This window comes from Aquabacterium sp. J223 (assembly GCF_024666615.1).
In the GTDB taxonomy this organism is placed as follows: Bacteria; Pseudomonadota; Gammaproteobacteria; order Burkholderiales; family Burkholderiaceae_C; genus J223.
In genome coordinates, this window is record NZ_CP088297.1 from 3,860,043 (window position 1) to 3,883,290 (window position 23,248).

At 72.9% G+C, this 23,248-nt stretch carries 20 protein-coding genes and 2 pseudogenes; 7 read left to right on the forward strand and 15 right to left on the reverse strand.

Going from position 1 to position 23,248, the window contains the following annotated elements:
- Positions 1-26 precede the first annotated feature (26 nt).
- Positions 27-350, reverse strand: a complete 324-nt coding sequence (locus LRS07_RS18195; RefSeq protein ID WP_260499348.1) for an HPF/RaiA family ribosome-associated protein — start codon at positions 348-350, stop codon at positions 27-29.
- A 140-nt stretch (positions 351-490) separates the two neighbouring features.
- On the opposite strand from LRS07_RS18195, the gene LRS07_RS18200 reads away from it, so the two are divergent.
- Complete coding sequence (locus LRS07_RS18200; protein WP_260499349.1) at positions 491-1,378, forward strand: LysR family transcriptional regulator; 888 nt, start codon at positions 491-493, stop codon at positions 1,376-1,378.
- Positions 1,379-1,406: 28 nt separating this feature from the next.
- Here the strand turns inward: LRS07_RS18200 and LRS07_RS18205 are convergent, their stop codons facing one another.
- From LRS07_RS18205 to LRS07_RS18220, 4 genes are read right to left on the reverse strand one after another with little or no spacing between them, the layout of a single operon-like run.
- A complete protein-coding gene (locus tag LRS07_RS18205) occupies positions 1,407-2,369 on the reverse strand; it encodes a Bug family tripartite tricarboxylate transporter substrate binding protein (RefSeq protein WP_260499350.1) in 963 nt (320 codons plus the stop codon).
- Between the two features lie 58 nt (positions 2,370-2,427).
- A complete protein-coding gene (locus LRS07_RS18210; protein ID WP_260499351.1) occupies positions 2,428-4,176 on the reverse strand; it encodes a thiamine pyrophosphate-requiring protein in 1,749 nt (582 codons plus the stop codon).
- A 28-nt stretch (positions 4,177-4,204) separates the two neighbouring features.
- The gene (locus LRS07_RS18215; protein WP_260499352.1) at positions 4,205-5,809 is read right to left on the reverse strand and encodes an FAD-dependent monooxygenase; all 1,605 of its coding nucleotides are present in this window, start codon (positions 5,807-5,809) and stop codon (positions 4,205-4,207) included.
- Positions 5,806-6,810, reverse strand: a complete 1,005-nt coding sequence (locus LRS07_RS18220; protein ID WP_260499353.1) for a tripartite tricarboxylate transporter substrate binding protein — start codon at positions 6,808-6,810, stop codon at positions 5,806-5,808. Before LRS07_RS18220 ends, LRS07_RS18215 begins: the two co-directional genes overlap by 4 nt.
- Before the next feature lie 101 nt (positions 6,811-6,911).
- Between LRS07_RS18220 and LRS07_RS18225 the strand changes: the two genes are divergently transcribed.
- Both LRS07_RS18225 and LRS07_RS18230 read left to right on the forward strand, forming a co-directional pair.
- A complete protein-coding gene (locus tag LRS07_RS18225; protein ID WP_260499354.1) occupies positions 6,912-7,871 on the forward strand; it encodes a LysR family transcriptional regulator in 960 nt (319 codons plus the stop codon).
- 274 nt (positions 7,872-8,145) lie between these two features.
- Positions 8,146-9,297, forward strand: a complete 1,152-nt coding sequence (locus LRS07_RS18230) for an aminotransferase class III-fold pyridoxal phosphate-dependent enzyme (RefSeq protein WP_260502158.1) — start codon at positions 8,146-8,148, stop codon at positions 9,295-9,297.
- A gap of 43 nt (positions 9,298-9,340) precedes the next feature.
- On the opposite strand, the gene LRS07_RS18235 is transcribed toward LRS07_RS18230, so the two are convergent.
- On the reverse strand, positions 9,341-10,465 hold the full coding sequence (locus tag LRS07_RS18235; protein ID WP_260499355.1) for a cobalamin-independent methionine synthase II family protein: 1,125 nt from the start codon (positions 10,463-10,465) through the stop codon (positions 9,341-9,343).
- A gap of 102 nt (positions 10,466-10,567) precedes the next feature.
- Between LRS07_RS18235 and LRS07_RS18240 the strand changes: the two genes are divergently transcribed.
- Positions 10,568-11,503: an alpha/beta hydrolase gene (locus LRS07_RS18240; RefSeq protein WP_260499356.1), complete on the forward strand. Its 936-nt coding sequence runs from the start codon at positions 10,568-10,570 to the stop codon at positions 11,501-11,503.
- 156 nt (positions 11,504-11,659) lie between these two features.
- Positions 11,660-12,685, forward strand: a complete 1,026-nt coding sequence (locus tag LRS07_RS18245) for a porin (RefSeq protein ID WP_260499357.1) — start codon at positions 11,660-11,662, stop codon at positions 12,683-12,685.
- 81 nt (positions 12,686-12,766) lie between these two features.
- Here the strand turns inward: LRS07_RS18245 and LRS07_RS18250 are convergent, their stop codons facing one another.
- From LRS07_RS18250 to LRS07_RS18285, 8 genes and pseudogenes are all read right to left on the reverse strand, one after another.
- Positions 12,767-13,525 (reverse strand): amino acid ABC transporter ATP-binding protein, encoded by a 759-nt coding sequence (locus tag LRS07_RS18250; protein WP_312028320.1) that lies wholly within the window; start codon positions 13,523-13,525, stop codon positions 12,767-12,769.
- Positions 13,512-14,165 (reverse strand): amino acid ABC transporter permease, encoded by a 654-nt coding sequence (locus LRS07_RS18255; protein WP_260499358.1) that lies wholly within the window; start codon positions 14,163-14,165, stop codon positions 13,512-13,514. The genes LRS07_RS18250 and LRS07_RS18255 overlap by 14 nt, the downstream gene beginning before the upstream one ends.
- 11 nt (positions 14,166-14,176) lie before the next feature.
- Positions 14,177-14,779, reverse strand: a complete 603-nt coding sequence (locus LRS07_RS18260; protein ID WP_260502160.1) for an amino acid ABC transporter permease — start codon at positions 14,777-14,779, stop codon at positions 14,177-14,179.
- A gap of 215 nt (positions 14,780-14,994) precedes the next feature.
- A complete protein-coding gene (locus LRS07_RS18265) occupies positions 14,995-15,780 on the reverse strand; it encodes a transporter substrate-binding domain-containing protein (protein WP_260499359.1) in 786 nt (261 codons plus the stop codon).
- Between the two features lie 2 nt (positions 15,781-15,782).
- Entirely contained in the window at positions 15,783-16,610 is an 828-nt protein-coding gene (locus tag LRS07_RS18270; RefSeq protein ID WP_260499360.1) for a GntR family transcriptional regulator, read from the reverse strand.
- 126 nt (positions 16,611-16,736) lie between these two features.
- Positions 16,737-16,928: a cold-shock protein gene (locus LRS07_RS18275; protein WP_260499361.1), complete on the reverse strand. Its 192-nt coding sequence runs from the start codon at positions 16,926-16,928 to the stop codon at positions 16,737-16,739.
- Positions 16,913-17,653 (reverse strand): NYN domain-containing protein, encoded by a 741-nt coding sequence (locus tag LRS07_RS18280; protein ID WP_260499362.1) that lies wholly within the window; start codon positions 17,651-17,653, stop codon positions 16,913-16,915. The genes LRS07_RS18275 and LRS07_RS18280 overlap by 16 nt, the downstream gene beginning before the upstream one ends.
- Positions 17,654-17,718: 65 nt before the next feature.
- A pseudogene (locus LRS07_RS18285) lies at positions 17,719-18,379 on the reverse strand (glutathione S-transferase family protein).
- A gap of 110 nt (positions 18,380-18,489) precedes the next feature.
- Here LRS07_RS18285 and mltB point away from each other — a divergent pair.
- Together mltB and LRS07_RS18295 are read left to right on the forward strand one after the other, a co-directional pair.
- Entirely contained in the window at positions 18,490-19,623 is a 1,134-nt protein-coding gene (gene mltB, locus LRS07_RS18290; protein ID WP_260499363.1) for a lytic murein transglycosylase B, read from the forward strand.
- 30 nt (positions 19,624-19,653) lie between these two features.
- Positions 19,654-20,808 carry a PQQ-dependent sugar dehydrogenase gene (locus tag LRS07_RS18295; RefSeq protein ID WP_260499364.1) on the forward strand — a complete coding sequence of 385 codons (1,155 nt, stop codon included), beginning with the start codon at positions 19,654-19,656 and terminating at the stop codon, positions 20,806-20,808.
- Between the two features lie 48 nt (positions 20,809-20,856).
- Here the strand turns inward: LRS07_RS18295 and LRS07_RS18300 are convergent.
- Positions 20,857-23,159, reverse strand: a pseudogene (locus LRS07_RS18300) (alpha,alpha-trehalose-phosphate synthase (UDP-forming)).
- Positions 23,160-23,248 lie beyond the last annotated feature (89 nt).

Below are 23,248 nucleotides of genomic sequence, written 5' to 3' on the forward strand. Positions count from 1 at the left end.
GGCCGCCAGCAGCCGGGAGGACCACTTCAAGCTAGGGACTGCCGCCCGTGGTGGAAGGTGCGGCGGTGCGCACGCAGCAGCGCACGCGCGCTGCGCGACACGGCCTGTTCCAGCGACGAGCGCCAGTCGGCGGCCAGCGAGGTGACCACCACCACCGGACCGCCCACCGGCTGCAGTTCGACCTGGCAGCGCTTGTCGGCGCCGCGGCGCGGGCCGTCGACGTCCGACAGCCGCACCGTCGCCCGCGCCACCCACCACGCAAGGCGGCGCAGCGAGAAGCGCAGCCGGCGCTCGGCGACGTCGCGCAGCGCCTGCCCCTGCGGGTCACGGGATTCGAAGATCACGTCCATGGCAAACCTCCTCTGGTGTCGCTGACGTCCCGCCCGGGACAAGGGCAGGACCGGGCCACCATAGGGGCCTACCGGCTTCGTAAAAAGCAGCCATTCTTTGACGATTTCTTCGGTTTTCCCGAAGCAATGGAAACGCCGACATGAGCCTGCACTTCAACTACCGCCACCTGTACTACTTCTGGGTGGTGGCCAAGGAGGGCGGCATCGGCCGCGCCGCAGCGCGGCTCGGCCTGGCCGTGCAGACGCTGAGCGCGCAGGTGCGCACGCTGGAGCGCGACCTCGGGCATGCGCTGCTCAAGCCCGAGGGCCGGCGGGTGGTTCTCACGGACGCCGGCCAGGCAGCGCTGCAACAGGCGGAGGCCATCTTCCAACTCGGCAGTGCGCTGCCGCAGGCGGTGCGCGACGCCGGCCGTGCGCCGGTGCTGCGGCTGGCCTGCGGCATCTCCGACGGACTGTCCAAGCTGGCGGTGCACCGGCTGCTGGCACCGGCGCTGAGCCATTCCGGGCTGCGCCTGACCTGCCATGACGACGAGTTCGACGACCTGCTGGCCGACCTGGCGCTGCACCGCCTGGACGTGGTGCTGGCCGACCGCCCGGCACCGTCCAACCCCAGCCTGCGCGTCTACAGCCACCGGCTGGGCCAGGCCGCCATCGCCTGGTACGCGCCGCCGGCCGTCGCCGCCAAGGCGCGGCGGCGGTTTCCGCGCTCGCTGGGCGACTGGCCGGTGCTGCTGCCCACCGACCATGCCAGCGTGCGTCGCCGGCTGACACGCTGGTTCGAGCAACAGGACCTCCGGCCGCAGATCGCCGGCGAGTTCGAGGACAGCGCCTTGCTGGCCACCTTCGCCGCGCGGGGCATGGGCCTGATGCCCGCCGCCGACTGGGCGCACGACGACCTCGTGGCGCAGGGCCTGCGCCGCATCGGCGGCACGCCCGAGGTCGAGGAGCAGTACTACGCCATCTGCAGCGAGCGCAAGGTGCAGCACCCGCTGGTGCTGGCGGTGCTGCATGGACCGGGCAAGGGATGACCGGACCGGCGGCGCCGCCGGCCTGACGTCAATCCGCCTTGATGTTGTTCGCCCTCGCCACCTGCGCCCACAGCGGCAGTTCGGCCTCGATGGTGCGGGCGAAGGCCTCGGGCGGGCCGGAGGCGTCCTCCACCATCAGCGTGGCGAAGCGCTCGCGCATCTCGGGCAGGCGGTTGATGCGCTGCACCTCGGCCGACAGCCGCTGCACGATGGCCGGCGGTGTGCCGGCGGGCGCCATCAGGCCGCTCCACAGGGTGATGTCGAGGTCGACGCCCTGCTCGGCCAGGGTCGGCACGTCGGGCAGCAGCGCGGTGCGTCTGGCCGAGGTGACGCCTATCGCGCGCACCAGCCCGCCCTTCATCGGTCCGACGGCGGGCAGCGGGTCGCACAGGGTCATCGTGACCTGGCCGCCGACCACCGCGTTGACCGACTCGTTGCTGCCCTTGTAGGGCACGTGCTCGGCGGACAGGCCGGCCTTGCTCTTGAGCAGTTCGGTGACCAGCCGGAACGACGCCGCGCTGGAGCCGTAGTTGGTCTTCTCGGGGTTGGCCTTGGAGAAGGCGACCAGCTCGGCCAGGTTGCGCGGGCCGTCGTTCTTGACCACCAGCAGCAGCGGGAAGCGCACCATCAGCGAGACCGGCGCGAAGTCGCGCGGCGCATAGGGCAGCTTGGCGTACAGCGCCGGGTTGAAGACGATGGGGCCGCTGGCGGTGACCATCAGGGTGTAGCCGTCGGGCGGCGCCTTGGCCACCGCGTCGGTGCCGACGATGGCCGCCACGCCGGGTCGGTTCTCCACCACCACGGTCTGGCCCAGCGACTCCTGCAGCTTCTGCGCGAGCAGGCGGGCCAGCACGTCGTTGCCGCCGCCGGCGGCGTAGCCGACGATGATGCGGATCGGCTTGTTGGGCCAGGCCGCCTGGGCGTGGACGGCCACGCCGGCCGCGCCCAGGGCGCCGGCGGTGCCGAGTTGCAATAGCTGCCTGCGCTTCATCGTTGTCTCCTTCGTCTGTTGTTGTGGATCGGGACCCGGCGGCTGACCGGCGGGGGGGCTAGAACGGCTCGATGCGCACGTGCAGCACCGCGGCCTGGCCTCGGTCGACGGCGGCCAGGCAACGCTGCAGGGCCGGTCGCAGCTGTTCGGCGCTGTCCACCGTCTCGCCATGGGCGCCGAAGGCCTCGCCGACCTGGGCGAAGCGCCGCTGCGCACCGCCCAGCCGGGCCTGGAAGTCGTCGCGCTGCACCGCCTCGCCGGCGGGGTGCACCCGCAGCACGGCTTCCTTCACGGCCTGCCAGCCGCCGTTGTCCAGCACCACCGTGAGGATGGGCAGGCCGTACTGCTGTGCCACCGCGTACACGGAGGTGGGCGTGGAGAAGTGGAAGCCGCCATCGCCCACCACCTGCACCACCCGCGCCTGCGGGCGGGCCAGCTTGGCGCCCAGCGCCATGCCGCCCGACCAGCCGAGGCCGCCGCCGGCGCAGCCGAGCAGCGTGCCCGGCCGGCTGCGCGGCATCTGCGACAGCACCACGCCGGCGTTGCGGATGGCTTCGTTGACGATGATGTCGTCGGCGTCCAGCGCGGCGCCCACCGTGGCGCAGACGAACGCCGCCGACAGCGCCCCCGGCGCGCCGGGCTCGGCGGCGGCGCGGGCGGTGGCCTGGCGGCGCTGCGCCGCCTCGTCGGCCATCGTGGCCAGGCGCTGCGCCACCCGCGCCTCGAAGCCGGCGTCGGCGCGCTCGCGCACCGCCTGCAGCACCTGCGGCAGCGCGGTCGCCAGGTCCACCGGCAGCCGCAGGTCGGTGGCGAAGCCCCACATCGGGAAGTCGGCCTTCAGCGGGTCGACGTCGAGGTGGATGAGGGTGGCGTCGGCGCGCGGCTGCACGAACTTCGGCAGCCAGGGCACGTCGACGTCCAGCAGCAGGCAGCAGTCGGCCTGCGGCACCCAGCGCGCGGGGTCGAAGCCGGCGAAGCAGGGCGAGGCGCGGTCGATGGCCAGCGCGCTGGGCATGTACTCGACCACGCGCAGGCCGGTGGTCTCGGCCAGCGCCTGCAGCGCGGCCACCGCGGCGGCGTCGCGGCCGAGGTAGCTGGTCACCGCCACCGGCCGCTCGGCGCGGATCAGCGCGTCGGCCACGCGGGCCGCCGCCTCGGGCGTCAGGCCGCCGGCGCGCACCGGCCCGTGGCGCGCCGGGGCGAAGCTGGCCACCCGGTCGGCGGGCCAGCGTTCCTCCAGCGTCTCGCGCGGCAGGGTCAGGTAGGCCGGGCCGGGCGGGTCGCTGTGCATCACCGCGTGCGCACGCTGCACCGCTTCCTTGGCCACGACCCCGGAGGGCAGGGTGTACTCCCACTTCACGTACGGCCGCACCAGGCTGCCGATGTCGAACGGGTCCTGCACGAAGTGGATGTAGTTGTCGCGCGAGCCGGGCAGCTCGCCGCGCAGCGTGTAGGGCGAGCGGCCCGCCATCAGCAGCACCGGCAACCGGGTGCGGAAGAGGTTGTGCACGCCCATCGCGGCGTTGGCGGTGCCGGCGTCGACGTGCACCAGCACCGCCTGCCCCTGGCCGGTCAGCGCCGCGTAACCGCCGGCCATGTGGATGGCCACGTTCTCGTGCGGGCACAGCAGCACCTGCGGCTGCGGCCGGCCCTCGCGGCCGAACTGCGCCATCGCCTCGATGAGCGCCACATGGTCGGTGCCGAGGTTGGCGAACAGGTAGCGGATGTCCGACTCGACCAGGCCGTCCAGGAAGTGGGCGGCGGTGCTGGCGTGGGGGGTGTCTTGCGCGGGATCGTGGGTCTGCATGGCGATCGAAGGGTTCAGACGTTGCACATCAGGCGGCACGGCCGAGGGCACGGCGCAGCACCTCGTCCGGGTCGGCGGCGGGCACCGGGCCGTCGGCGGTCCAGGCGACGAACTGGTCGGGCCGCACCAGCACCAGCGAGGCGCCGTAACGCGCGCACTCGCCGTCGCGGCGGTCCTGCACCACCGCCAGCGGCACGCCGAGGGCCCGCGCCGCCGCCTCGAAGCGCTGCACCCCCTTGGGGTCGGCATCGAAGGCCAGCAGCGTGAAGCCCGGGCCGAGCGACTCGTACACGTTGCCGCCGCCGGAGCGCTGCGCGGGCGCCAGGTGGTGGCCGGCCTGCGCCTCGAAGCGGTGGTGGCCGACGGCGCTGCTGGCCCCGTGCCCACCGGGGGCGGGCAGCACCACCGGCGAGCCTTCGTAGTGCGGCTCGAAGGCGTTGACCTCGTCGGCGGCGCCGCTGGCGCGCGCCCGCCATTCGCGCTCGAAGGCCCCGCGGTCCTGCGCCGGATCGAAGTCGAGCAGGAAGCGGCGGTCGGTCTCGATGGCGCGGGCGATGAAGTCGCGGATGGTCGAGTCGAACACCGGCCGCCGCTCGGCCTCGTAGCTGTCCAGCAGCGCCTCGCCGCCCCAGCCCTGCAGCCGGGCGGCGAGCTTCCAGCCCAGGTTGCGCGCGTCCTCGAAGCCGGAGTTGACGCCGTAGCCGCCGTAGGGCGGGTGGCTGTGGGCGGCGTCGCCGGCGATGAACACCCGCTGGGCGCGGTAGCGGTCGGCCAGTGCGAAGCGCAGGTCCCAGAAGCCGATGTGCTCGAAGTCCACCTCGAATTCCGCGCCCACCGCCTGCTGCAGGTAGCCCTTGAAGTCGAAGTTGTCGCGCGTGGTGCCGGGCGGCACCGGGGCATGGAAGAACCAGGTCTGGCCCAGGTCGACGCGGCCGAAGAACTTCCAGTAGCCCTCGAGCTCGGGCTGCAGCACGTTGTAGTAGGACTTGCCGGGGTAGCGCTCCAGCAGCCGGTGCAGGCCTTCGGAACGGAACACCAGCAGCACCATCAGCCGGTCGTGGTCGGTGCGGGTGATGGTCAGCCCGGCCGCGTCGCGCACGCGGGAGCGGGCGCCGTCGCAGCCCACCACGTAGGCGCCGCGCAGGGTGCGCCGGCCCGCGCCGCCGCGCTCGGCCACGGTGACGGTGGCGCCGTCGGCGTCCTGCGTCAGCGCCTCGGCGTCCCAGCCGTAGAGCGTCCGCACCGACGGCAGCTCGGCGGCGCGGGCGCGCAGCACCGCCTCGGTGGCGTACTGCGGCAGCCGCTCGTTGGCCTGGAAGTAGTAGGGGCGCACCAGGTCGCGCTGCAGCCAGTCGTAGTGGTGGTCGCCCAGCAGCGTGCCGTAGGCGGTGAGGCCGCCGATGCCGTAGGACTTCGGGATGGTGCGCGCCGCGCGCAGCTGCGGCTCGGCCCCCCAGAAGTGGAAGTGCTCCATCGTGCGCGGCGTCAGGTTCTGGCCCTTGGGGATGGGCTGCGGCTGCGCATAGCGCTCGACCACCGTGCAGGCGATGCCGCGCTGGCCCAGCTCGATGGCCAGCCCCATGCCGACGGGTCCGCCGCCGACGACGATGACCTGGGTGGTGTCGGTGTTCATTCGGCGGTGATGCCCTGGGCCTTGATGAGCTCCGCCCAGCGCTTGGCGTCGGCGGCCATGATCTGGCCGAAGGCCTCCGGCGTGCTGTGGTCCGGCGTCATGCCCTGCGTCTGGAAGGCGGTGGCGATGGCCGGCTGGGCCAGGATCTCGCCCAGCTCCTTGTTCAGGCGGTCGATCACCGGCCGCGGCGTGCCGGCCGGCGCCAGCACGCCGTACCACATGTCGACGTTGAGCTCGCCCAGGTTGAGCGTCTTCAGCGGCGGCACCTGCGGCAGCAGCGGGCTGGGCTTGTCGGAGCTGATGGCCAGCGCCTTCAGGCTGCCCGCCTTGACGTGCTGCAGCGCCACGTGGATGGGCAGGAACATGGTCTCGATCTGGCCGCCGAGCAGGTCGGTCACCGCCGGCCCGGTGCCGCGGTAGGCGATGTGGGTCAGCGACACCTTGGCACGGTTCTTCAGCAGCTCCATCGCCAGGTGGTGCGGCGTGCCGGCGCCGGGCGAGCCGTAGTTGATCGAACCGGGACGCGCGCGGGCCTTCGCCAGCAGGCCCTGCAGCGAGTCGATCTGCGACGCCTGGTTGGCCACCAGCAGCAGCTGGCCCCAGCTGGTCAGCGCCACCGGCGCCAGCTCGGTCAGCGGGTCGAAGCCGGCCTTGGGATAGAGCGCCCGGTTCATCACCAGCGTGTTCACGCTGACCAGCAGGGTGCTGCCGTCGGGCGCCGAGCGCACCACGTCCTGCGTGCCGATGTTGCCCGACGCGCCGACCTTGTTCTCGACGATGAAGGGGCGCTTCAGCCGGTCCGCCAGCGGCGGGGCGATCTGGCGGGCGATGAGGTCGATGCCGGTGCCGGGGGTGAACGGCACCACCAGGCGGACGGGGCCCTGGCCGGCACCGCCCTGGGCGCGGGCGGCGGGGGTGCCGAGGCTGGCCGCCGCGGCGGCCAGCAGCAGCCGCCGGCGGCGGGAGTGGAAGGTGAAAGGGGTCATCGGCAAGGCCGGCATGGTCTGTCTCCGTACACGACTTCCCGATTAAAGCGGCGGGTGGCCGCGCAGGCAAACAGGACACTCTGATCAAGTCATCAGCAATCCTGAACAATGCGGCGATGCACCCCGCCCCGCCGCTGATCAACGTGGGCAGCCGGCAGCTCGTCGCGTTCCTCGAGCTGTGCCGGCTGCAGAGCTTCTCCAAGGCGGCCGAGCAGATCCCGATCTCGCCATCGGGCATGAGCATGCTGGTCCGGGAGCTGGAGCAGCAGGTGGGCGCCCGCCTCTTCGACCGCACCACCCGCTCGGTGACGCTGACCGAGGCCGGCCGGCGGCTGCAGCCGGTGGCCGAGCGCATCGTCGCCGAGCTGCGCGCGGTGGCGGCGGCGATCGACGGCACGCAGGCCTCGGTGCGCGCCCGGCTGGAGGTGGCGGCCACGCCGATGGTCTCGGCCAGCCTGCTGCCCGACGTGGTGAAGCGGTTCGCGTCCACCCATCCGCACGTGCGCGTGCGGCTGTCCGACGTCGACGTGACGACGGTGCGCGCCCGCGTGCTGGCCGGCGAGGTGGACCTCGGGCTCGGCTTCTTCTTCAAACCGGCCGTGGGCCTGGTGCGCACGCCGCTGTGCCAGTTCCGGCTGATGCGGCTGAGCCCGCGCGCGGACGACGCCGCCCGCGGCCTGGGCCCGCCGCAGCCGTGGAGCAGCCTGGCCGGGCTGCCGCTGATCAGCCTGCCGGCGGACAACCCGATCCAGTCGCTGATCGAGACCCACCTGGCGGCCATCGGACGGGCCCATGAGGAGCGGCCATCGGTCAACCTCATCGGCACCCTCATCGCCATGGTGGAGGCGGGGCTGGGCCACGCCATCGTGCCGTCGTTCGCGCTCGGCCAGTGCCTGCGCCACGACGTGTCGATCGCGCTGCTGGCCCAGCCGGCCGTGCACATCGACCTCTACCTGGTCACCCGGCGCGGCAGCCAGCGCACGCCGGCCGCGGCAGCCTTCACCGAATCGCTCAAGGCCGCCGCGGGGCGGCTGACCGACGTGCCCGGGCGGCACGGGCCGGACGGCGCCGCATGACCGCGGCCCCCGCTACACTGGCCCGCATGCCCGCCGCCTTCCGCGCCCCGTCCGCCGCAGCCGCCCGCGCTGCACGAGCCGCCCGAGCTCGTGCCGCCGCGCCGTGCGCCGTCGCAGAGGACCCCGGAACGACGAAGACGTAAGACCCGTCCACCACCCTCTCCCCGAAAGGCCACGGCTCACCCCGTGGCCTTTTTCTTTGTCCCGCCTTGAAAGGAGCCTGCCCGTGCAACCCCGACCCCAGCCCCAGCCGCCGCAACACCACCAGCACCTGATGCCCATCACCGAACGCCCCGACGAGGTCTTCGTGCGCGGCGAGGGCGCCTGGCTGTGGGACGACCAGGGCCGGCGCCACCTCGACTGGCTGCAGGGCTGGGCGGTGAACGCGCTGGGGCACTGCCCGCCCGTGCTGGCGCAGGCGCTGCAGGCACAGGCGACGACGCTGATCACGCCCAGCCCGGCGCTGCACAACCGGCCGTCGCTGGCGTTGGCGGCGCGGCTGTGCGGCCTGAGCGGCATGCACCAGGCCTGGTTCGGCAGCACGGGGGCGGAGGCGAACGAGGGCGCGATCAAGCTGGCGCGCAAGTGGGGACGAGCTCGACGCGACGGCGCCTTCGAGGTCATCACCTTCGACAACGCCTTCCACGGCCGCACGCTGGCGACCATGGCGGCCAGCGGCAAGCCGGGCTGGGAGCGGCTGTTCCCGCCGCAGGCGCCGGGCTTCGCCAAGGCGCGCTGGAACGACCTCGACTCGGTGCGCGCGCTGGTCGGCCCGCAGACGGTGGCGGTGATGCTGGAGCCGGTGCAGGGCGAGGCGGGCGTGCGGCCGGCGGGCCCCGGCTTCCTGCGCGGGCTGCGCGCGCTGTGCGACGAGCAGCGGCTGCTGCTGATCTTCGACGAGGTGCAGACCGGCTGCGGCCGGCTGGGTGAGCTGTTCGCCTTCCAGCGCCACGGCGTGCTGCCCGACGTCGTGACGCTGGGCAAGGGGCTGGGCGGCGGCGTGCCGATCTCGGCGCTGCTGGCGCGCGAGCCGGCCTGCGTGTTCGAGCACGGCGACCAGGGCGGCACCTACGGCGGCCACCCGCTGATGGCGGCCGCGGCACTGGCGGTGCTGGAGGTGGTGGCGCAGCCCGCCTTCCTGGCCGGCGTGCGCGAGCGCGGCGAGCAGCTCGCCGCCGGCCTGCGCACGCTGGCGCGGCGGCACGGCGGCGGCGAGGTGCGCGGCGACGGCCTGCTGTGGGCGCTGGAGCTGGGCCGCGACGACGGCCCGGCGCTGGTGCAGGCGGCCCGCGCGCGCGGGCTGCTGGTCAACGCCGCGCGACCGCACTGCCTGCGCTTCATGCCCCGGCTGAACAGCACGGCCGAGGAGATCGACCACGGCCTGGCGCTGCTGGACGACACCCCTGCAGGCGGTGCGGGGGCGTGACCGGCGGCGGCGACCGGCCGCGTCCGGCGGCGTCGCCGCCGCGTCAGGCGGCGGTCACCCGGTCGGCCCCGTCGCGCAGCGCGGCCAGCTTCATCCAGGTGACGGCGGGGTCGATCTTCCCGTAGTTGGCGAAGGTGCCGAAGCCGCAGTCGGTGCTGGCCACCACGCGGTCGGCCCCGACGAAGTCGACGTAGCGCTGGATGCGCTGGCGGATCAGCTCCGGGTGCTCCAGGTAGTTGCTGCAGCTGTCGATCAGGCCGGGCGCGAGGACCTTGTCCTCGGGCAGCTTGGCGTCGCGCCAGACCACCCACTCGTGCTCGTGCCGCGGGTTGGCGGCCTCGAAGAGGATGGTCGACGGCCGCGCCGCCAGCACCGGCTCGATCACCTTCTCCAGCGCGATGTCGCAGTGGTGCGGGCCTTCGTAGTTGCCCCAGCAGACGTGCATGCGCAGCCGCTCGGGCGGGATGTTGCGGGTGGCGGCGTTGAGCGCCTCCACCGCCTGCCAGGCGCGGGTGACGAACTCGGCCTCGCTGAGGTGCTGGAAGCCGGTGTGCGCGGCCATCGCCAGGTCCGGGCAGTCCAGCTGCAGGTCGAAGCCGGCGTCGACGATGGCCTCGTACTCGGGCCGCATGGCCTCGACCAGGTCGGCCAGGTAGGCCTCGTGGCTGGGGTAGTGCTGGTTCGGCTGGAAGGCGGTGACCAGCCCGGGCGACGCAGCGTTGAGGAAGCCGCGCGCGCCGCGGCCGTGATGCGTCATCGCCGACTGGAAGCGCCGGATGTCGGCCTTGCAGGGCTCCATCGTCCGCAGCTTCACCGGGCCGACGCAGGCGGCGCGCACGAACTCCTGCGAGCCCATGATGGCGGTGAGCTTCTTGCGCAGCTCGGGGAACGGCGCCAGGTCCTTGGCCGGCGTGCGGTCGACGTGGCCGCCGAAGCCCTCCAGCCGCTCGGTGATGTAGGTGGCGTAACCGACCTTGCCCAGTTCGCCGTCGCTCATGATGCTGACGCCGGCCTCGGCCTGGCGGCGCACGGCGTCGTCGATGGCGGCCTGCACCACCTGCTCGAAGTGCTGTTCGTCCACCGGCTGGCCGTGGTCGCGCGCGATCAGCAGCTGCGCCAGTTCGTCGCCGCGCGGCAGGCTGCCGACGTGGGTGGTGTGCATGGGCATGGGGCGTCGTCTCCTTTGGATGGGATCCATGGTAGCGACTGACACGGCCATAACCCTCGCCGCCGACGCCTCGGCCCAGGTGTTGCATGCTTGCGCCCCGCCATGCCGCCGACCTGCCTTCGCCTGCCGCCGCCCCACCGGTTCCTGCTCAACCGGTCGACCCTGCGCGCGGCCGCCCTGGCCGGCGCGCTGTCGGTGGCGGCGCTGGCCGGCTGCAGCAGCCTGGACGAGCAGCAGCGGCGCTGGATCTTCCAGCCGGCGAAGGAGACGCCGTGGGCCGGGCCGGACGCCACCGCCGGCATGCAGGACGTCTGGATCGACTTCCGCTCGCCGGTGGCCGAGGGCGCGCCGGTGAGGCTGCACGGCGTGTGGCTGCCGCAGGCCGACGAGGCGCAGGCGCCGCTGCTGCTCTACCTGCACGGCGCGCGCTGGGACGTGCGGGGCAGCGCCCCGCGCATCCGTCGCATGCACGAGCTGGGCTTCTCGGTGCTGGCGATCGACTACCGCGGCTTCGGCCGCAGCACGGATGCCCTGCCCTCCGAAGCCACCGCCGACGAGGACGCCCGCGCCGCGTGGGACTGGCTGGCCGCCCGCCAGCCGCAGGCGCCGCGCTTCATCTTCGGCCATTCGCTGGGCGGCGCCATCGCCACCCGGTTGGCGGCCGAGGTGGGCGACCAGGCCACCGGGCTGATGCTGGAGAACACCTTCACCTCCATCCGCGACGTCTTCGCCAGCTTCAAGTGGGGCTGGCTGCCGGTGGGCCCGCTGATCACCCAGCGCTTCGACTCCAGCGAGCGGGCGGCGCGGCTGCGCCTGCCCACGCTGGTGGTGCACGGCAGCGCGGACGCGCTGATCCCGCCCGCCCTGGGCCAGCGGCTGTACGAGCGGATCCCGGCGACCCGCAAGAAGTGGGTGCTGGTCGAGGGCGGCACCCACCACAGCACGCATTCGCTGGCGCAGGCGCAGTACCGCGCGGCACTGGACGAGCTGTTCGGGCTGGCCGCCATGGGCCGGGCGGCCACCACGTTGGCCCGCTGAGCGGGGTCGGTCCCGCCCGCCGGGACGGCCCTTCGTGACCGGCGGATGACGCGCTTTACCAACACCTCGAGGGCTTCCGGCGGGCTAGGTCTCGCCCTTCTCGGTACGCACCCTTATCCTGGTTGACTGCTTGAAAACCCTTAAGGGAGTTCCTCAATGAACGCACAGATGCGCTTGGCCATCGCGGCCCTGCTGGCCGCCCCGGTGGCCGCCTTCGCTCAATCCAGCGTGACGGTCTACGGCGTGCTGGACACCTATGTCGAATACGCCCGTGGCGGCGGCGCCGGCGACCGCACCTCGGTGCAGGCCGGCGGCCAGTCCGGTTCGCGCCTCGGCTTCCGCGGCACCGAAGACCTGGGCGGTGGCCTGAAGGCCATGTTCCAGCTCGAGCATGGCCTGTGGAACGACACCGGCACGCAGGACGGCGCCGAGTTCTGGCGCCGCCAGGCCTGGGTCGGCCTGTCGGGCGGCTTCGGCACGGTGGCCCTGGGCCGCCAGTACAACCCGAGCTTCCTGTTCGCCGACTCCATCGACCCCTTCGGCACCGGCTACGGCAGCGCCTTCACCCTGGGCATCACGCCGTTCAGCGCCTCGGGTGCCCGCACCAACAACGCGGTGACCTACGCCACCCCGGTGCTGTCGGGCTTCTCCGGCAAGGTGCTGGTGGGGGCCGGCGAAGGCGTGGCCGGCCGCACGGTGGACGGCAGCGTGACCTACGCGGGTGGCCCGCTGTACCTGGGCGCCGCCTATGGTCAGCGCGAGCGCTTCGGCGCCACCGCCGAAACCAGCAGCCTGCTGGTCGGCGGCAGCTACCAGCTGGGCATGTTCAAGATCCTGGGCGGCTACGACCGCCTGGAAGCCGAAGCCCCGACCAACACCACCCGCAAGGGCTGGACGCTGGGCACGCAGGTCGCGGTGAACCCGGGCGGCACCGTGTCGCTCGGCTACAGCGAGGCCAAGACCGACGGCCGGGCGGACAAGGTCAAGCTGCTGAGCGCCGGCTACTCGTACGCGCTGTCCAAGCGCACCAACGTGTACGCCATCGTCAGCCGCGTCGACAACGCCAGCGGCGCCGCCGCGACGGCCTTCGGCCCGACCGGTGCGTCGTCCGGCAACCCGTACACGGTGCTGGCCGGCAACAACCCGTCCAGCGTCGCGCTGGGCGTGCGCCACACCTTCTGATCGCCGCCGCCTTCGGGCGGCTGCGTCAGCAGACGAAGCAGCGGACCGCGAGAGCGGTCCGCTTTTTTCATGGCGGGACGCTCAATGCAGCGCTGACAGGAACTGCTGCAGCTCGGGCGTCTTCGGAGCGCCGAACACCTCCGCCGGTGGGCCGATCTCGTGGATGCGGCCGGCATGCATGAACACCACCCGGTCCGCGACCTGGCGGGCGAAGTTCATCTCGTGGGTGACCATGAGCAGCGTCATGCCCTCCTGCGCCAGCGACTCCACCACGCGCAGCACCTCGCCCACCAGTTCGGGGTCGAGCGCCGAGGTGATCTCGTCGCACAGCAGCACCGCGGGGTCCATGGCGAGCGCCCGGGCGATGGCCACCCGCTGCTGCTGCCCGCCGGACAGCTGGTCGGGCCAGGCGTCGAACTTGTCGCCCAGGCCGACGCGGGCCAGCAGCTGGCGGGCGCGGGCCTCGGCCTCGGGACCGTGGCGGCCCTTGACCAGCCCGGGTGCCAGCATCACGTTGCGGCCCACGCTCAAGTGCGGGAAGAGGTTGAAGCTCTGGAAGATCATGCCCACGTGCTGGCGCAGCGCGCGCATGGCCTTGGGCTGGTCGTGGCGCAGCGGCTGACCGTCCACGTCCAGTTCGCCCTCCTGGAACGCCTCCAGCCCGTTCACGCAGCGCAGCAGGGTGCTCTTGCCCGAGCCGCTGCGGCCGATGATGGCGATGACCTCGCCGCGCTGCACGTCCAGGTCGACGCCCTTGAGCACCTCCAGCGCGCCGTAGCGCTTGCGCAGGGCCTGGATGCGGACGATGGGCGGGGCGCTGGGTTGTTCAATGGCGGCCACGTTGAATCCTCTTTTCGAGTGCCTGGCTCCAGGCTGAGATGGGGAAGCAGATGGCGAAGTACAGCAGCGCCACGAAGGCGTACACCGTGAACGGCCGGAAGGTGGCGTTGGTGATCATGGTGCCGGTCTTGGTCAGCTCGATGATCCCGATCACCGAGGCCAGCGCGGTGCCCTTGATGACCTGCACCAGGAAGCCCACCGTCGGCGGAATGGCGATGCGAAAGGCCTGCGGTCCGATGACGTGGCGCAACTGCTCGCCGAAGCCGAGCGCCAGGCTGGCCGAGGCCTCCCACTGGCCCTTCGGGATGGCGTTGACGCAGCCGCGCCAGATCTCGGCCAGGTAGGCGCTGGTGTAGAGCGTGAGCGCCAGCGCGGCGGCCGTCCAGGCGGACAGCTCCAGCCCCAGCAGCGCCAGCCCGAAGTAGGCGAGGAACAACTGCATCAGCAGCGGCGTGCCCTGGAAGAGCTGCACGTACAGGGCCACGCCGCGCTCGGCGCCAGGCCAGCGTGCCACCCGCGACACCAGCAGCGCCAGGCCCACCAGCCCGCCGCCGACGAAGGCGATGAGCGACAGCAGCAGGGTCCACGGCACCGCCCACAGCAGGTTGCGCACGATGTCCCACAGCGAAAACTCGACCATGGTCCTCTCCTTCAGCGGCCGAAGATGAAGCGCGGCCCGGCCCAGCGCAGCAGGCCGCGCAGCGCGATGGCCAGCAGCAGGTACAGCGCGGTGGCGACGATGTACGACTCGAAGGCGCGGAAGGTGCGGCTCTGGATCAGGTTGGCGACGTACGACAGCTCCTGCGCCGCGATCTGGCCGCACACCGCCGAGCCCAGCATGACGATGACCACCTGGCTGGTCATCGCCGGCCACACCCGCGACAGCGCCGGCGGCAGCACCACGCGGGTGAACACCTGCAGGCGCGTCATCGCCAGGCTCAAGCCCGCTTCGACCTGGCCGCGCGGCGTGGCGGCGATGCCGGCGCGCACGATCTCGGCCGCGTAGGCGCCCAGGTTGATGGTCATGGCCAGCACCGAGGCCGCTTCCGGCGACAGCCGCAGGCCCAGGCTGGGCAGGCCGAAGAACAGGAAGAACAGCTGCACGATGAACGGCGTGTTGCGGATCAGCTCCACGTAGGCGGCCGCCACCGCACCGGCCCACGCCGGGCCCCAGGTGCGCGACCAGGCGGCGGCCACGCCGAGCACCGCGCCGAACACCATGGACACCAGCGTGAGCAGCGCGGTGACGCCCATGCCGCGCAGCAACGCGGGCCATTCGGCCCAGAGGGGGAGAAGTCAAGGGCGGTCATGTGATTGGCGCAGGAGGCACGCCCGAGTCCCCGTGGGGACAGGTCGCCGCAGGCGACCAGGGGCAGCGGTGGTGAAAGACAGGCCCAAACCGATCCGGGTCCCCCGGTCGGTTTGGGAGCCCCCGGGAGGCGGCCGCCAGACGGCCGGGGGATGTCATCTCAATTCGGCAGGTCGCCGGCCGGCCGGCCGAGCCACTTCTGCGCCAGCTTGTCGAGTTCGCCCGAGGCCTTGGCCGCGGCGATGATCTCGTTGACCTTGGCGCGCAGCTTGTCCTCGCCCTTGGCCACGCCGATGAAGTTGGGCGAGTCCTTGATCAGCAGCTTGTATTCGGTGTTGAGCGACGGGTTCTTCTGCATCAGGTTGCCGGCCACCGACGCGCCGGTGGCGATGACCTGCACCTGGCCGGAGACGAAGGCCGACACCGTGGCGTTGTTGTCCTCGAAGCGTTTGATGTCGGTGCCGGCCGGCGCCAGCTTGGTCAGCTCCATGTCCTCGATGGCGCCGCGGGTCACGCCCACGCTCTTGCCGGCCAGGTCGGCGAAGCCCTTCAACTTCACCGACTTGGCGGCGAACACCGCCTGGAAGAAGGGCGAATAGGCGGCGGTGAAGTCGATCACCTTCTCGCGCTCCGGGTTCTTGCCCAGCGTGGAGATGACCAGCTGCGCCTTCTTCGTCTGCAGGTAGGGGATGCGGTTGGTGCTGCTCACCGGCAGCAGCTCGCCGGTGACCCCCAGCTTGCTGGCCACCAGCTTGGCCATGTCCACGTCCAGGCCCTGCGGGCGCAGGTCGGGGCCGACGAAGCCGTAGGGCGGGAAGTCGGTGGGCACGGCGATGGTGATGGTCTTCTTGGCCATCACCTCGTCGAGGGCGTTCTGTGCCAGTGCGGCGGCCGGCAGCAGGGCTGCGGCCAGGCCGAGGGCGGTGAACAGGCGGCGGGCGGTCATCGTCACTTCTCCTTGGGGGAACGGCGGGTGGATCGGCGGGGGGTCGCCGCCTCGTCGACGAGGCGGCTGAACAGGCGAGGCGCCGCCGCGGGCGCGGCGGTGGGCGCGGCCGCGCCCGCGGCGCCGATGCCGGCCAGCGCGGCGCGCAGCCGCTCGGCCGGGTTGTCCTCGTTGGGCTGGTGCAGGTTGTCGGCCACCGCCTTGAGGTGCTCGCGCACCAGGCGGGTGGCCTGCTTGAGGTCGCCGTCCTGCAGCGCCTGCACGATGGCGGCGTGGTCGGCGCAGGACCGGCTCGCGTCCTGGTTCGACTGGTACAGCGCCGCGATCAGCGTGGTGCGCGCCGTCAGGTCCTTGAGGATGTCGGCCAGCAGCGCGTTGCCCGCGCATTCGGCGAGGCAGACGTGGAACTCGCCGAGCAGGTAGCTGCGCTCGCCGGGCTCGCCGGCCCGGATGGCCGCACGCTCCTGCGCCACATGGCGCTTGAGCGTGCGCAGCGCCTCGGCCGACAGCGGCGCGCCGAGCGACTGCACCAGGCCGGTCTCGATGGCGATGCGGGCGTCGAAGGCGTCGCGCGCCTCCTGCAGCGACGGCTGCACCACGAACCAGCCGCGGCGCGCGCTGACCCACACCATGCCGCGCGCCGACAGCCGGGCGAGCGCCTCGCGCACCACGGTGCGGCTGACCCCGAACAGGCCGGCCAGCGCCTGCTCGCCCAGGTGCTGTCCGGCGGCGATGCGGCCGGCCAGGATGGCGTCGACGATGCGGTCGGCGATGGCGTCCGGCGTGCGCACCGTTTCAGGGGCGGCGGCCGGTGCGGCGGTGGGCGGCATGGCAGCGGATCGCCGGTCCAGTCCCCGCGACGGTGCGGGGTGGCGCCAGCTTGGATCACAAGTCTTGTATGCAAGACGTGACCTGCATGATGCGTACCAGCACGGCCGGTGGCCGCGCGCGCGACCCTAGCCCTGGGCGGGCCGCACGTTGACGGCGCAGGGTCCTCGGTTGTTCTCCGACAGCTCGTAGACCACCGGGTCGCCGATGCGCAGATCGGCCGGGCTCACGTCCACCAGCGCGCTGTAGGCGAAGAACACGTTGGGGCCGCCGGCCGCCGGGGTGGCGAAGCCGTAACCGTCCTTCAGGTTCTGCACCACGCCGCGCTGCAGGCCGCCTGCGTCCAGGGGGCGGTGTCCGCCGTCGGCGCCTCCGCCACGGCGGACCGCTCGGGCCGCGGCTCGCCGCGCAGGAACAGCCCGTCGACCAGCGCGTCGCCGCGGCCGGCCTGTTGGTCGATGAGCTGGTGCATCAGCACCGGGTAGGTGGCCTCGTCGACCAGGCTCTGGGCGGTGCGCGTCTCGCGGTCGTCGCGGCCGGGCTCGCTGACGGTGAAGTTCCAGCCCAGCAGCATGGTGCGGGTGCCGAGCGTCGCCAGCTTGCGCAGCAGCGGCACGAAGTCGCCGTCGCAGGCGATCAGCACCAGCACGTCGAAGCGCTTGTGCAGCGCCAGCTCGAACGCCTCCAGCGCCAGCCAGACGTCGATGCCCTTCTCGCCCTGCGGCCCCATCGGCAGGTAGTGGGTGGTGATGCCTTCGCGCATCAGCACGTCCTCGAAGCTGCGCTCGGCCAGCAGCAGGTTGCGCTCGTCGGCCTCCTGCGCGCGCAGCCGGCCGCGGAAGTAGTGGGCGTCGACCACCTGGCACAGCCGCGGGTCCTGGCCTTCTTCCAGCGCCACCCGGTGGCGCACGAAGTGGTGCAGGCCGGCGAGGCTGATGCGCGCCTGGCGCGGGTGCGAATGGAGGTAGTGGTTGCTGACGAGGCGAAAGAAGTTGCCGTCGTAGAACACCCCGATGCGCGTGAGCTTCTGGCCCAGGCCCGACATACCGAACACCCCTTCAGAAAAGCGACAGCGGCCGACGAGCGGCCGCGTCGCATTCTGACCGTCGATCAGTCGGCGTCGGGCGCGCCCAGCGGAAAGAACGCGCGGTAGGGGCGCGCCTCGTCCACCGCGCGGGCGAACGACGGGCGCCGCAACAGCCGCTGGCGGTAGGCCAGCAGCCGCGCATGGCGCGGTGGGATGGCGTGGGTCCAGTGCGCGTAGAAGAGGAACGGACCGGCCGCGCAGTCGGCCAGGCTGAAGTCCTCGCCCGCGGCCCAGGTGCGGCCGGCGATGCGCTCGTCCAGCCAGGCGTAGGCGGTGTCCAGCAAGCGCCGCGCGTCGTCCACGCCGTGGGGGTCGCGCTGCTCGGCCGGCCGCAGCGCGTCGAAGACGACCTTCTGCTGCGGCGTGGAGACGTAGTTGTCGAAGACGCGGTCGAGCAGGCGCACCTCCAGTGCGGCGTCCGCGTCGTCGGGGATGAGGCAGGGCGTCCCCGGCGGCCGGTGCCGGCCGAGGTGCTCGACGATGCAGGTGGCCTCCATCACCGTGCGCTCGCCGTCGACCAGCAGCGGGAAGCGCTTCAGCGGCCAGCGCCGGGTCAGTTCCTGCATGGCGGGGCTGTCCGGCCCCCTGCAGCCGCTGCGGCTCGAAGGGAATGCCGTACTCGTAAAAGGCGACGAGCGCCTTCTGGCAGTAGGACGAGAAGGGATGGAAGTAGAGCTGGAGCATCGCGGGTCCTCGGGCATCGACGGCCGGCCGCCGGCGGCGGCCATCATCGCCCGACGTTCGGCGGGCGTGCCGATCGACAACGCCCTCGCACCGCTTCGGATAATCCGCCGATGACCCTGCCCTGCCGTGCCCTCGCCCTGTCCTGCCTGCTGGCCGCCGGCCTCGTCGCCGGGGCCGCGGCGGCGCCGTCCGCCGAGGTGCCGGCCCGCGCCCGGCCGAAGGCCGCCAAACCCGCCACCAAACCCGCCGCGGTGCGCGCCGACGACGCGCCCGAGGCGGTCACCTACGGCCGCCGCGAGGACGTGATGCGTTTCGCCGCCGAGACCGCCGAGCGCCTGCAGCTCGACCCCGACTGGGTGGCGCAGCAGCTGGCGCAGGCGCGCTTCCAGCCGTCGGTGGTGCGCTTCATCATGCCGCCGCCGGCGGGCACGGCGAAGAACTGGGCGGCCTACCGCGCGCGCTTCGTCGAGCCGAAGCGCGTGCGCGCCGGCGCCGACTTCTGGGCGCTGCACGCCGACACGCTGGCCCGCGCCCAGGCGCAGTACGGCGTGCCGGCGGAGATCGTGGTCGGCGTGATCGGCGTCGAGACCTTCTACGGCCGGATGATGGGCGGCTACCGGGTGCTCGACGCGCTGGCCACCCTGGCCTTCGACTTCCCCAGCGGCCGCAGCGACCGCAGCGCCTTCTTCCGCGACGAGCTGGCCCAGTTCCTCGCCCTGTGCCGGCGCGAGGCGCTGGACTGCCGGCAGCCGCGCGGCTCCTACGCCGGCGCCATGGGCTGGCCGCAGTTCATGCCCAGCAGCTGGAACGCGCAGGCGGTCGATTACGACGGCAACGGCCGGGTGGACCTGATCGGCAGCGCCGTCGACGCCATCGGCAGCGTGGCGCACTACCTGGCGGCCCACGGCTGGCAGCCCGGCCTGCCGACGCACTACGGCGTCGCCCCACCGGTGGACAGCACCGCCCGCGCCACGCTGCTGGCGCCGGACATCGTGCCCAGCTTCTCGCCGGCGCAGTTCACCGAGCTCGGCGCCCGGCTGGCGCCCGAGGCGGACCGCCACGACGGCCCGCTGGCGCTGGTCGAACTGCAGAACGGCGAGGCCGCGCCCAGCTTCGTCGCCGGCACCCGCAACTTCTACGTCGTCACCCGCTACAACTGGTCGAGCTACTACGCGATGGCGGTGATCGAGCTCGGCCGCGCGGTGGCCGAGGTCCGCGGTTTGCCGGTCGCGGCCGGCCGCTGAACGCCGCCGGCCGTCGCCCGAAGGATCCGCATGAACGCCCGCCCGACCCGCCGCACCGTCCTGTCCGCGCTGGGCGCCCTGCCCTTCGTGCCCGGCGTCGCCCAGGCGCAGCCGACCGGCCGCCCGGCGCGCACCGAGGTGCTGGCTCAGGGCCTGAGCCAGCCCTGGGCGCTGGCCTTCCTGCCCGACGGCCGCTGGCTGGTGACCGAGAAGGCCGGACGGCTGCGCATCGTGCGGCCGGACGGTCCGGTCTCGGCGCGGGTCGGCGAGCCGGTGGCCGGCCTGCCGGCCGTCGAGGCGATCGGCCAGGGCGGCCTGCTCGACGTCGTGCCGGCGACGGACTTCGGGCGCAGCCGGCGCGTCTTCTGGGCCTATGCCGAGGCGGGCAGCGGCGACGAACGCGGGCGCAACGGCACCGCGGTGGCCCGCGGCCGGCTGGTCGAGGCCGGTGGCGGCGCGCGGCTGGAGGAGGTGCAGGTCGTCTTCCGCCAGCGGCCGAAGGTGGCCAGCCGCAACCACTTCGGCTGCCGGCTGGTGTTCGACCGCGGCGGCATGCTGTTCGTCACGCTGGGCGACCGCTTCGGCCCGCGCGACCAGGCGCAGGCGCTGGACGGCCACCTGGGCAAGATCGTGCGCATCGCCCCCGACGGCGAGGTGCCGAAGGACAACCCCTTCGTCGGCCGCCCGGGCGCGCTGCCGGACCTTTGGAGCTACGGCCACCGCAACATCCAGGGCGCCGCGCTGCACCCGGCCACCGGCGAGCTGTGGATCACCGAGCACGGCCCGCAGGGCGGCGACGAGCTGAACCGCGTGCAGCGCGGCGGCAACCATGGCTGGCCGGTGATCACCCACGGCCGCGAATACGGCAGCGGCCTGCCCATCGGCGACGGCACCGAACGCGCCGACGTGGTCGCGCCGCTGCGCGTCTGGCGGCCCACCTCCATCGCGCCGAGCGGGCTGGCCTTCGTCACCGGTGACCGCTACCCGGGCTGGAAAGGCAACCTGGTGCTCGGCGCCCTGCGCGACCAGTCGCTGTGGCGCCTGCAGCTCGACGGCGAGCGCATCGCCGCCGAGGAACGCCTGGCCGTCGACGCCCGCGTGCGCGACGTGCGCGAAGGCCCGGACGGTGCGCTCTACCTGCTCACCGACGAGAGCGACGGCAAGGTGCTGCGGCTGCTGGGTTAGCGGTCGTCGACGGATCGGCCGGCGCACCCGACGGCCGAGGGGCCGTCATCAGTCCCGCTGGTGCCGCCGCAGCCGCTCCTCCACCCGTGAGCGCAGCCGCCAGCGGCCGGCGTCGCCCAGCATGCGGCCGGCCCAGCGGTAGACGTTGGACTCGCGCACCGTCTGGCGCAGGCTGGCCATGCGCTCGCGCTGCTCGCCGGGCGACATGGTGGCCGCGCGGTGCAGCGCGTCGGCGGTCTCCTCGACGTGGTACGGGTTGACGATCAGGGCCTCGGACAGCTCGCGCGAGGCGCCGGCGAAGCGGCTCAGCACCAGCACGCCCTGCTCGTCGTCGCGGGCGGCGACGAACTCCTTGCTGACCAGGTTCATGCCGTCGTGCAGGCTGGTCACCACGCAGATGTCAGCCGCGCGGTACAGCTCCATCAGCGCGGCATGGCCGTGGTGCTCGGCCAGCAGGCGCACCGGCTCGAAGCCGTCGCGGCCGAAGCGTTCGTTGATGCGCGCCGCCTGGCGCTGCACCCGCTCCTGGAAGCTGCGGTATTCCTCGAGCACGCTGCGCGTGGGCGCCGCGATCTGCACGAAGACGAAGCGGCCGTGCCACTCGGGCCGCTTCTCCAGCAGCCGCTCCACCGCGTTCAGCCGCTCGACGATGCCCTTGGTGTAGTCGAAGCGGTCGACGCCGACGGCGATCACCGCGTCGGCGGGCAGGCCCAGGCGTTCGACGACGCGCTCGCGGCACTCGGCCGGCGGCGGGCCCAGCGGCCCGGAGGGCCAGGCGATCGAGATGGGGTAGCTCTCGATCAGCGTCTCGTCGTCGCGGAAGGTGATGGTCGAGTGCTCGGGCTCCAGCCGCGCCTCCAGGAAGCGGTCCACCGTCTCCATGAAGTTCTTGCAGTGGTAGCGGGTGTGGAAGCCCAGGATGGTGCTGCCCAGCAGGCCTTCGAGCAGCTCGCGCCGCCGGGGCAGATGCCGAAGCTCTCCGGGTTCGGCCAGGGGATGTGCCAGAAGGCGATGATGGTGGCCTGCGGCAGGCGCTCGCGGATCATCGCCGGCGCCAGCGCGAAGTGGTAGTCCTGCACCAGCACGATGGGGTCCTCGCTGCGCGCCTCGGCCACCACCGCGTCGGCGAAGCGGCGGTTGATGGCCTGGTAGGCCCGCCAGTCCGATTCACGGAACACCGGCCGCACGTGGGCCACGTGGCACAGGGGCCACAGCCCCTCGTTGGCGAAGCCGGCGTAGTAGCCCTGCTCCTCCTCGTCCGTCATCCAGACGCGGCGCAGCACGTAGGACGGGTCGTCCGGCGGCACCGGCACGCGGTCGTGCGCGTCGACCACCTCGCGGTCGGCGCTGCCGCTGCCGTGCGCGATCCAGGTGCCCGAGCAGGCACGCACCACCGGCTCCATCGCCGTCACCAGGCCACTGGCCGGCTGCTGCAGGCCGATGCGGCCATCGGCCTCGCGGATGTGCGAATACGGCTCGCGGTTGGACACGACGATCACCTGGTCGCCGCGCAGCTGGGTCTGCAGCAGCTGGCGCAGGCGCTCCGGCGTCCACTGCCAGTCGTGGCCCAGGCTACGGCGGTAGTCGTCCTCCAGGTCGCGCAGCCGGGCGCGCAGGTCGTGGGCGAAGGGCGCCAGCTCAGGCGGCGGGGCCTGCATCATCGGCGTCAGCAGGCCCTCGCCGCGCAGGATGGCGCGCATGCCCTGCACCCAGCCGCGCCAGCTCAGCTGCGCCACCGCCACGGTGATGAGCGACATCGCCAGCCCCAGCCCGGCGGCGAACAGCAGCAGGAAGCGGCGGCTGTCCTCGCTGCGGCGGTCGACGAAGTTCATGTCGTGCAGCAGCACCAGCCGGCCGAGCAGCACCTGGGTCGGATCGGCTTCGGCCGCCGGCGGCGGCGGGTCGTCGCCCAGCGGCTGCGCGGCCGGCCGCCGGTCGCCCATCACGTCGTGCACGCTGGGGTGCACCGGGCCGGTGGGCAGCATCAGCCGGGCCATCGGGTCCTGCGCCGACTCGGTCAGCGCGCGGCAGCCGAGCTCGGTCGGGAAGCCGTCGTTGGCGGCCAGCCGCTGGCCCTCGGGCGTGCACAGCGCCACGCCGACCAGGCGCTCCTGCTGCACCGTGCGGTCGAACATGCGCTTCAGGCCGGCCCGGTCGTCGAAGGACAGCGCCTGCGCCAGCGGTTCGGACAGCGCCGCGGCGACCAGCGCGCCGCGCACGTTGAGGTCGCGCACGAACCAGCGCAGCACCACGCCTTCGAGCAGCGGCAGGGCCGCGTAGGACGCGACGACGACGGCGAGGAGCAGCGGCAGCAGGAAGCGCAGCTGCAACCTCAGGGTGCGGAACTTCATCGGGTGCGGCGGTTTCCCTCTCCGCCGGCCCGCCCCCGTCCAGCGGCAGCATCGCGCGGCGGAGTTCCCGCTTTGTGGTGTGTGGCGGC

Bases quoted from the DNA above. Each gene is read 5' to 3' on its own strand.
- LRS07_RS18205 (WP_260499350.1), bottom strand. From the start codon at position 2,369: ATGAAGCGCAGGCAGCTATTGCAACTCGGCACCGCCGGCGCCCTGGGC.
- LRS07_RS18295 (WP_260499364.1), top strand. From the start codon at position 19,654: ATGAACGCCCGCCCGACCCGCCGCACCGTCCTGTCCGCGCTGGGCGCC.
- LRS07_RS18200 (WP_260499349.1), top strand. From the start codon at position 491: ATGAGCCTGCACTTCAACTACCGCCACCTGTACTACTTCTGGGTGGTG.
- LRS07_RS18260 (WP_260502160.1), bottom strand. From the start codon at position 14,779: ATGGGCGTCACCGCGCTGCTCACGCTGGTGTCCATGGTGTTCGGCGCG.
- LRS07_RS18220 (WP_260499353.1), bottom strand. From the start codon at position 6,810: ATGCCGGCCTTGCCGATGACCCCTTTCACCTTCCACTCCCGCCGCCGG.
- LRS07_RS18195 (WP_260499348.1), bottom strand. From the start codon at position 350: ATGGACGTGATCTTCGAATCCCGTGACCCGCAGGGGCAGGCGCTGCGC.
- LRS07_RS18255 (WP_260499358.1), bottom strand. From the start codon at position 14,165: ATGGTCGAGTTTTCGCTGTGGGACATCGTGCGCAACCTGCTGTGGGCG.
- mltB (WP_260499363.1), top strand. From the start codon at position 18,490: ATGACCCTGCCCTGCCGTGCCCTCGCCCTGTCCTGCCTGCTGGCCGCC.
- LRS07_RS18240 (WP_260499356.1), top strand. From the start codon at position 10,568: ATGCCGCCGACCTGCCTTCGCCTGCCGCCGCCCCACCGGTTCCTGCTC.
- LRS07_RS18235 (WP_260499355.1), bottom strand. From the start codon at position 10,465: ATGCCCATGCACACCACCCACGTCGGCAGCCTGCCGCGCGGCGACGAA.
- LRS07_RS18230 (WP_260502158.1), top strand. From the start codon at position 8,146: ATGCCCATCACCGAACGCCCCGACGAGGTCTTCGTGCGCGGCGAGGGC.
- LRS07_RS18245 (WP_260499357.1), top strand. From the start codon at position 11,660: ATGAACGCACAGATGCGCTTGGCCATCGCGGCCCTGCTGGCCGCCCCG.
- LRS07_RS18265 (WP_260499359.1), bottom strand. From the start codon at position 15,780: ATGACCGCCCGCCGCCTGTTCACCGCCCTCGGCCTGGCCGCAGCCCTG.
- LRS07_RS18270 (WP_260499360.1), bottom strand. From the start codon at position 16,610: ATGCCGCCCACCGCCGCACCGGCCGCCGCCCCTGAAACGGTGCGCACG.
- LRS07_RS18225 (WP_260499354.1), top strand. From the start codon at position 6,912: ATGCACCCCGCCCCGCCGCTGATCAACGTGGGCAGCCGGCAGCTCGTC.
- LRS07_RS18280 (WP_260499362.1), bottom strand. From the start codon at position 17,653: ATGTCGGGCCTGGGCCAGAAGCTCACGCGCATCGGGGTGTTCTACGAC.
- LRS07_RS18215 (WP_260499352.1), bottom strand. From the start codon at position 5,809: ATGAACACCGACACCACCCAGGTCATCGTCGTCGGCGGCGGACCCGTC.
- LRS07_RS18210 (WP_260499351.1), bottom strand. From the start codon at position 4,176: ATGCAGACCCACGATCCCGCGCAAGACACCCCCCACGCCAGCACCGCC.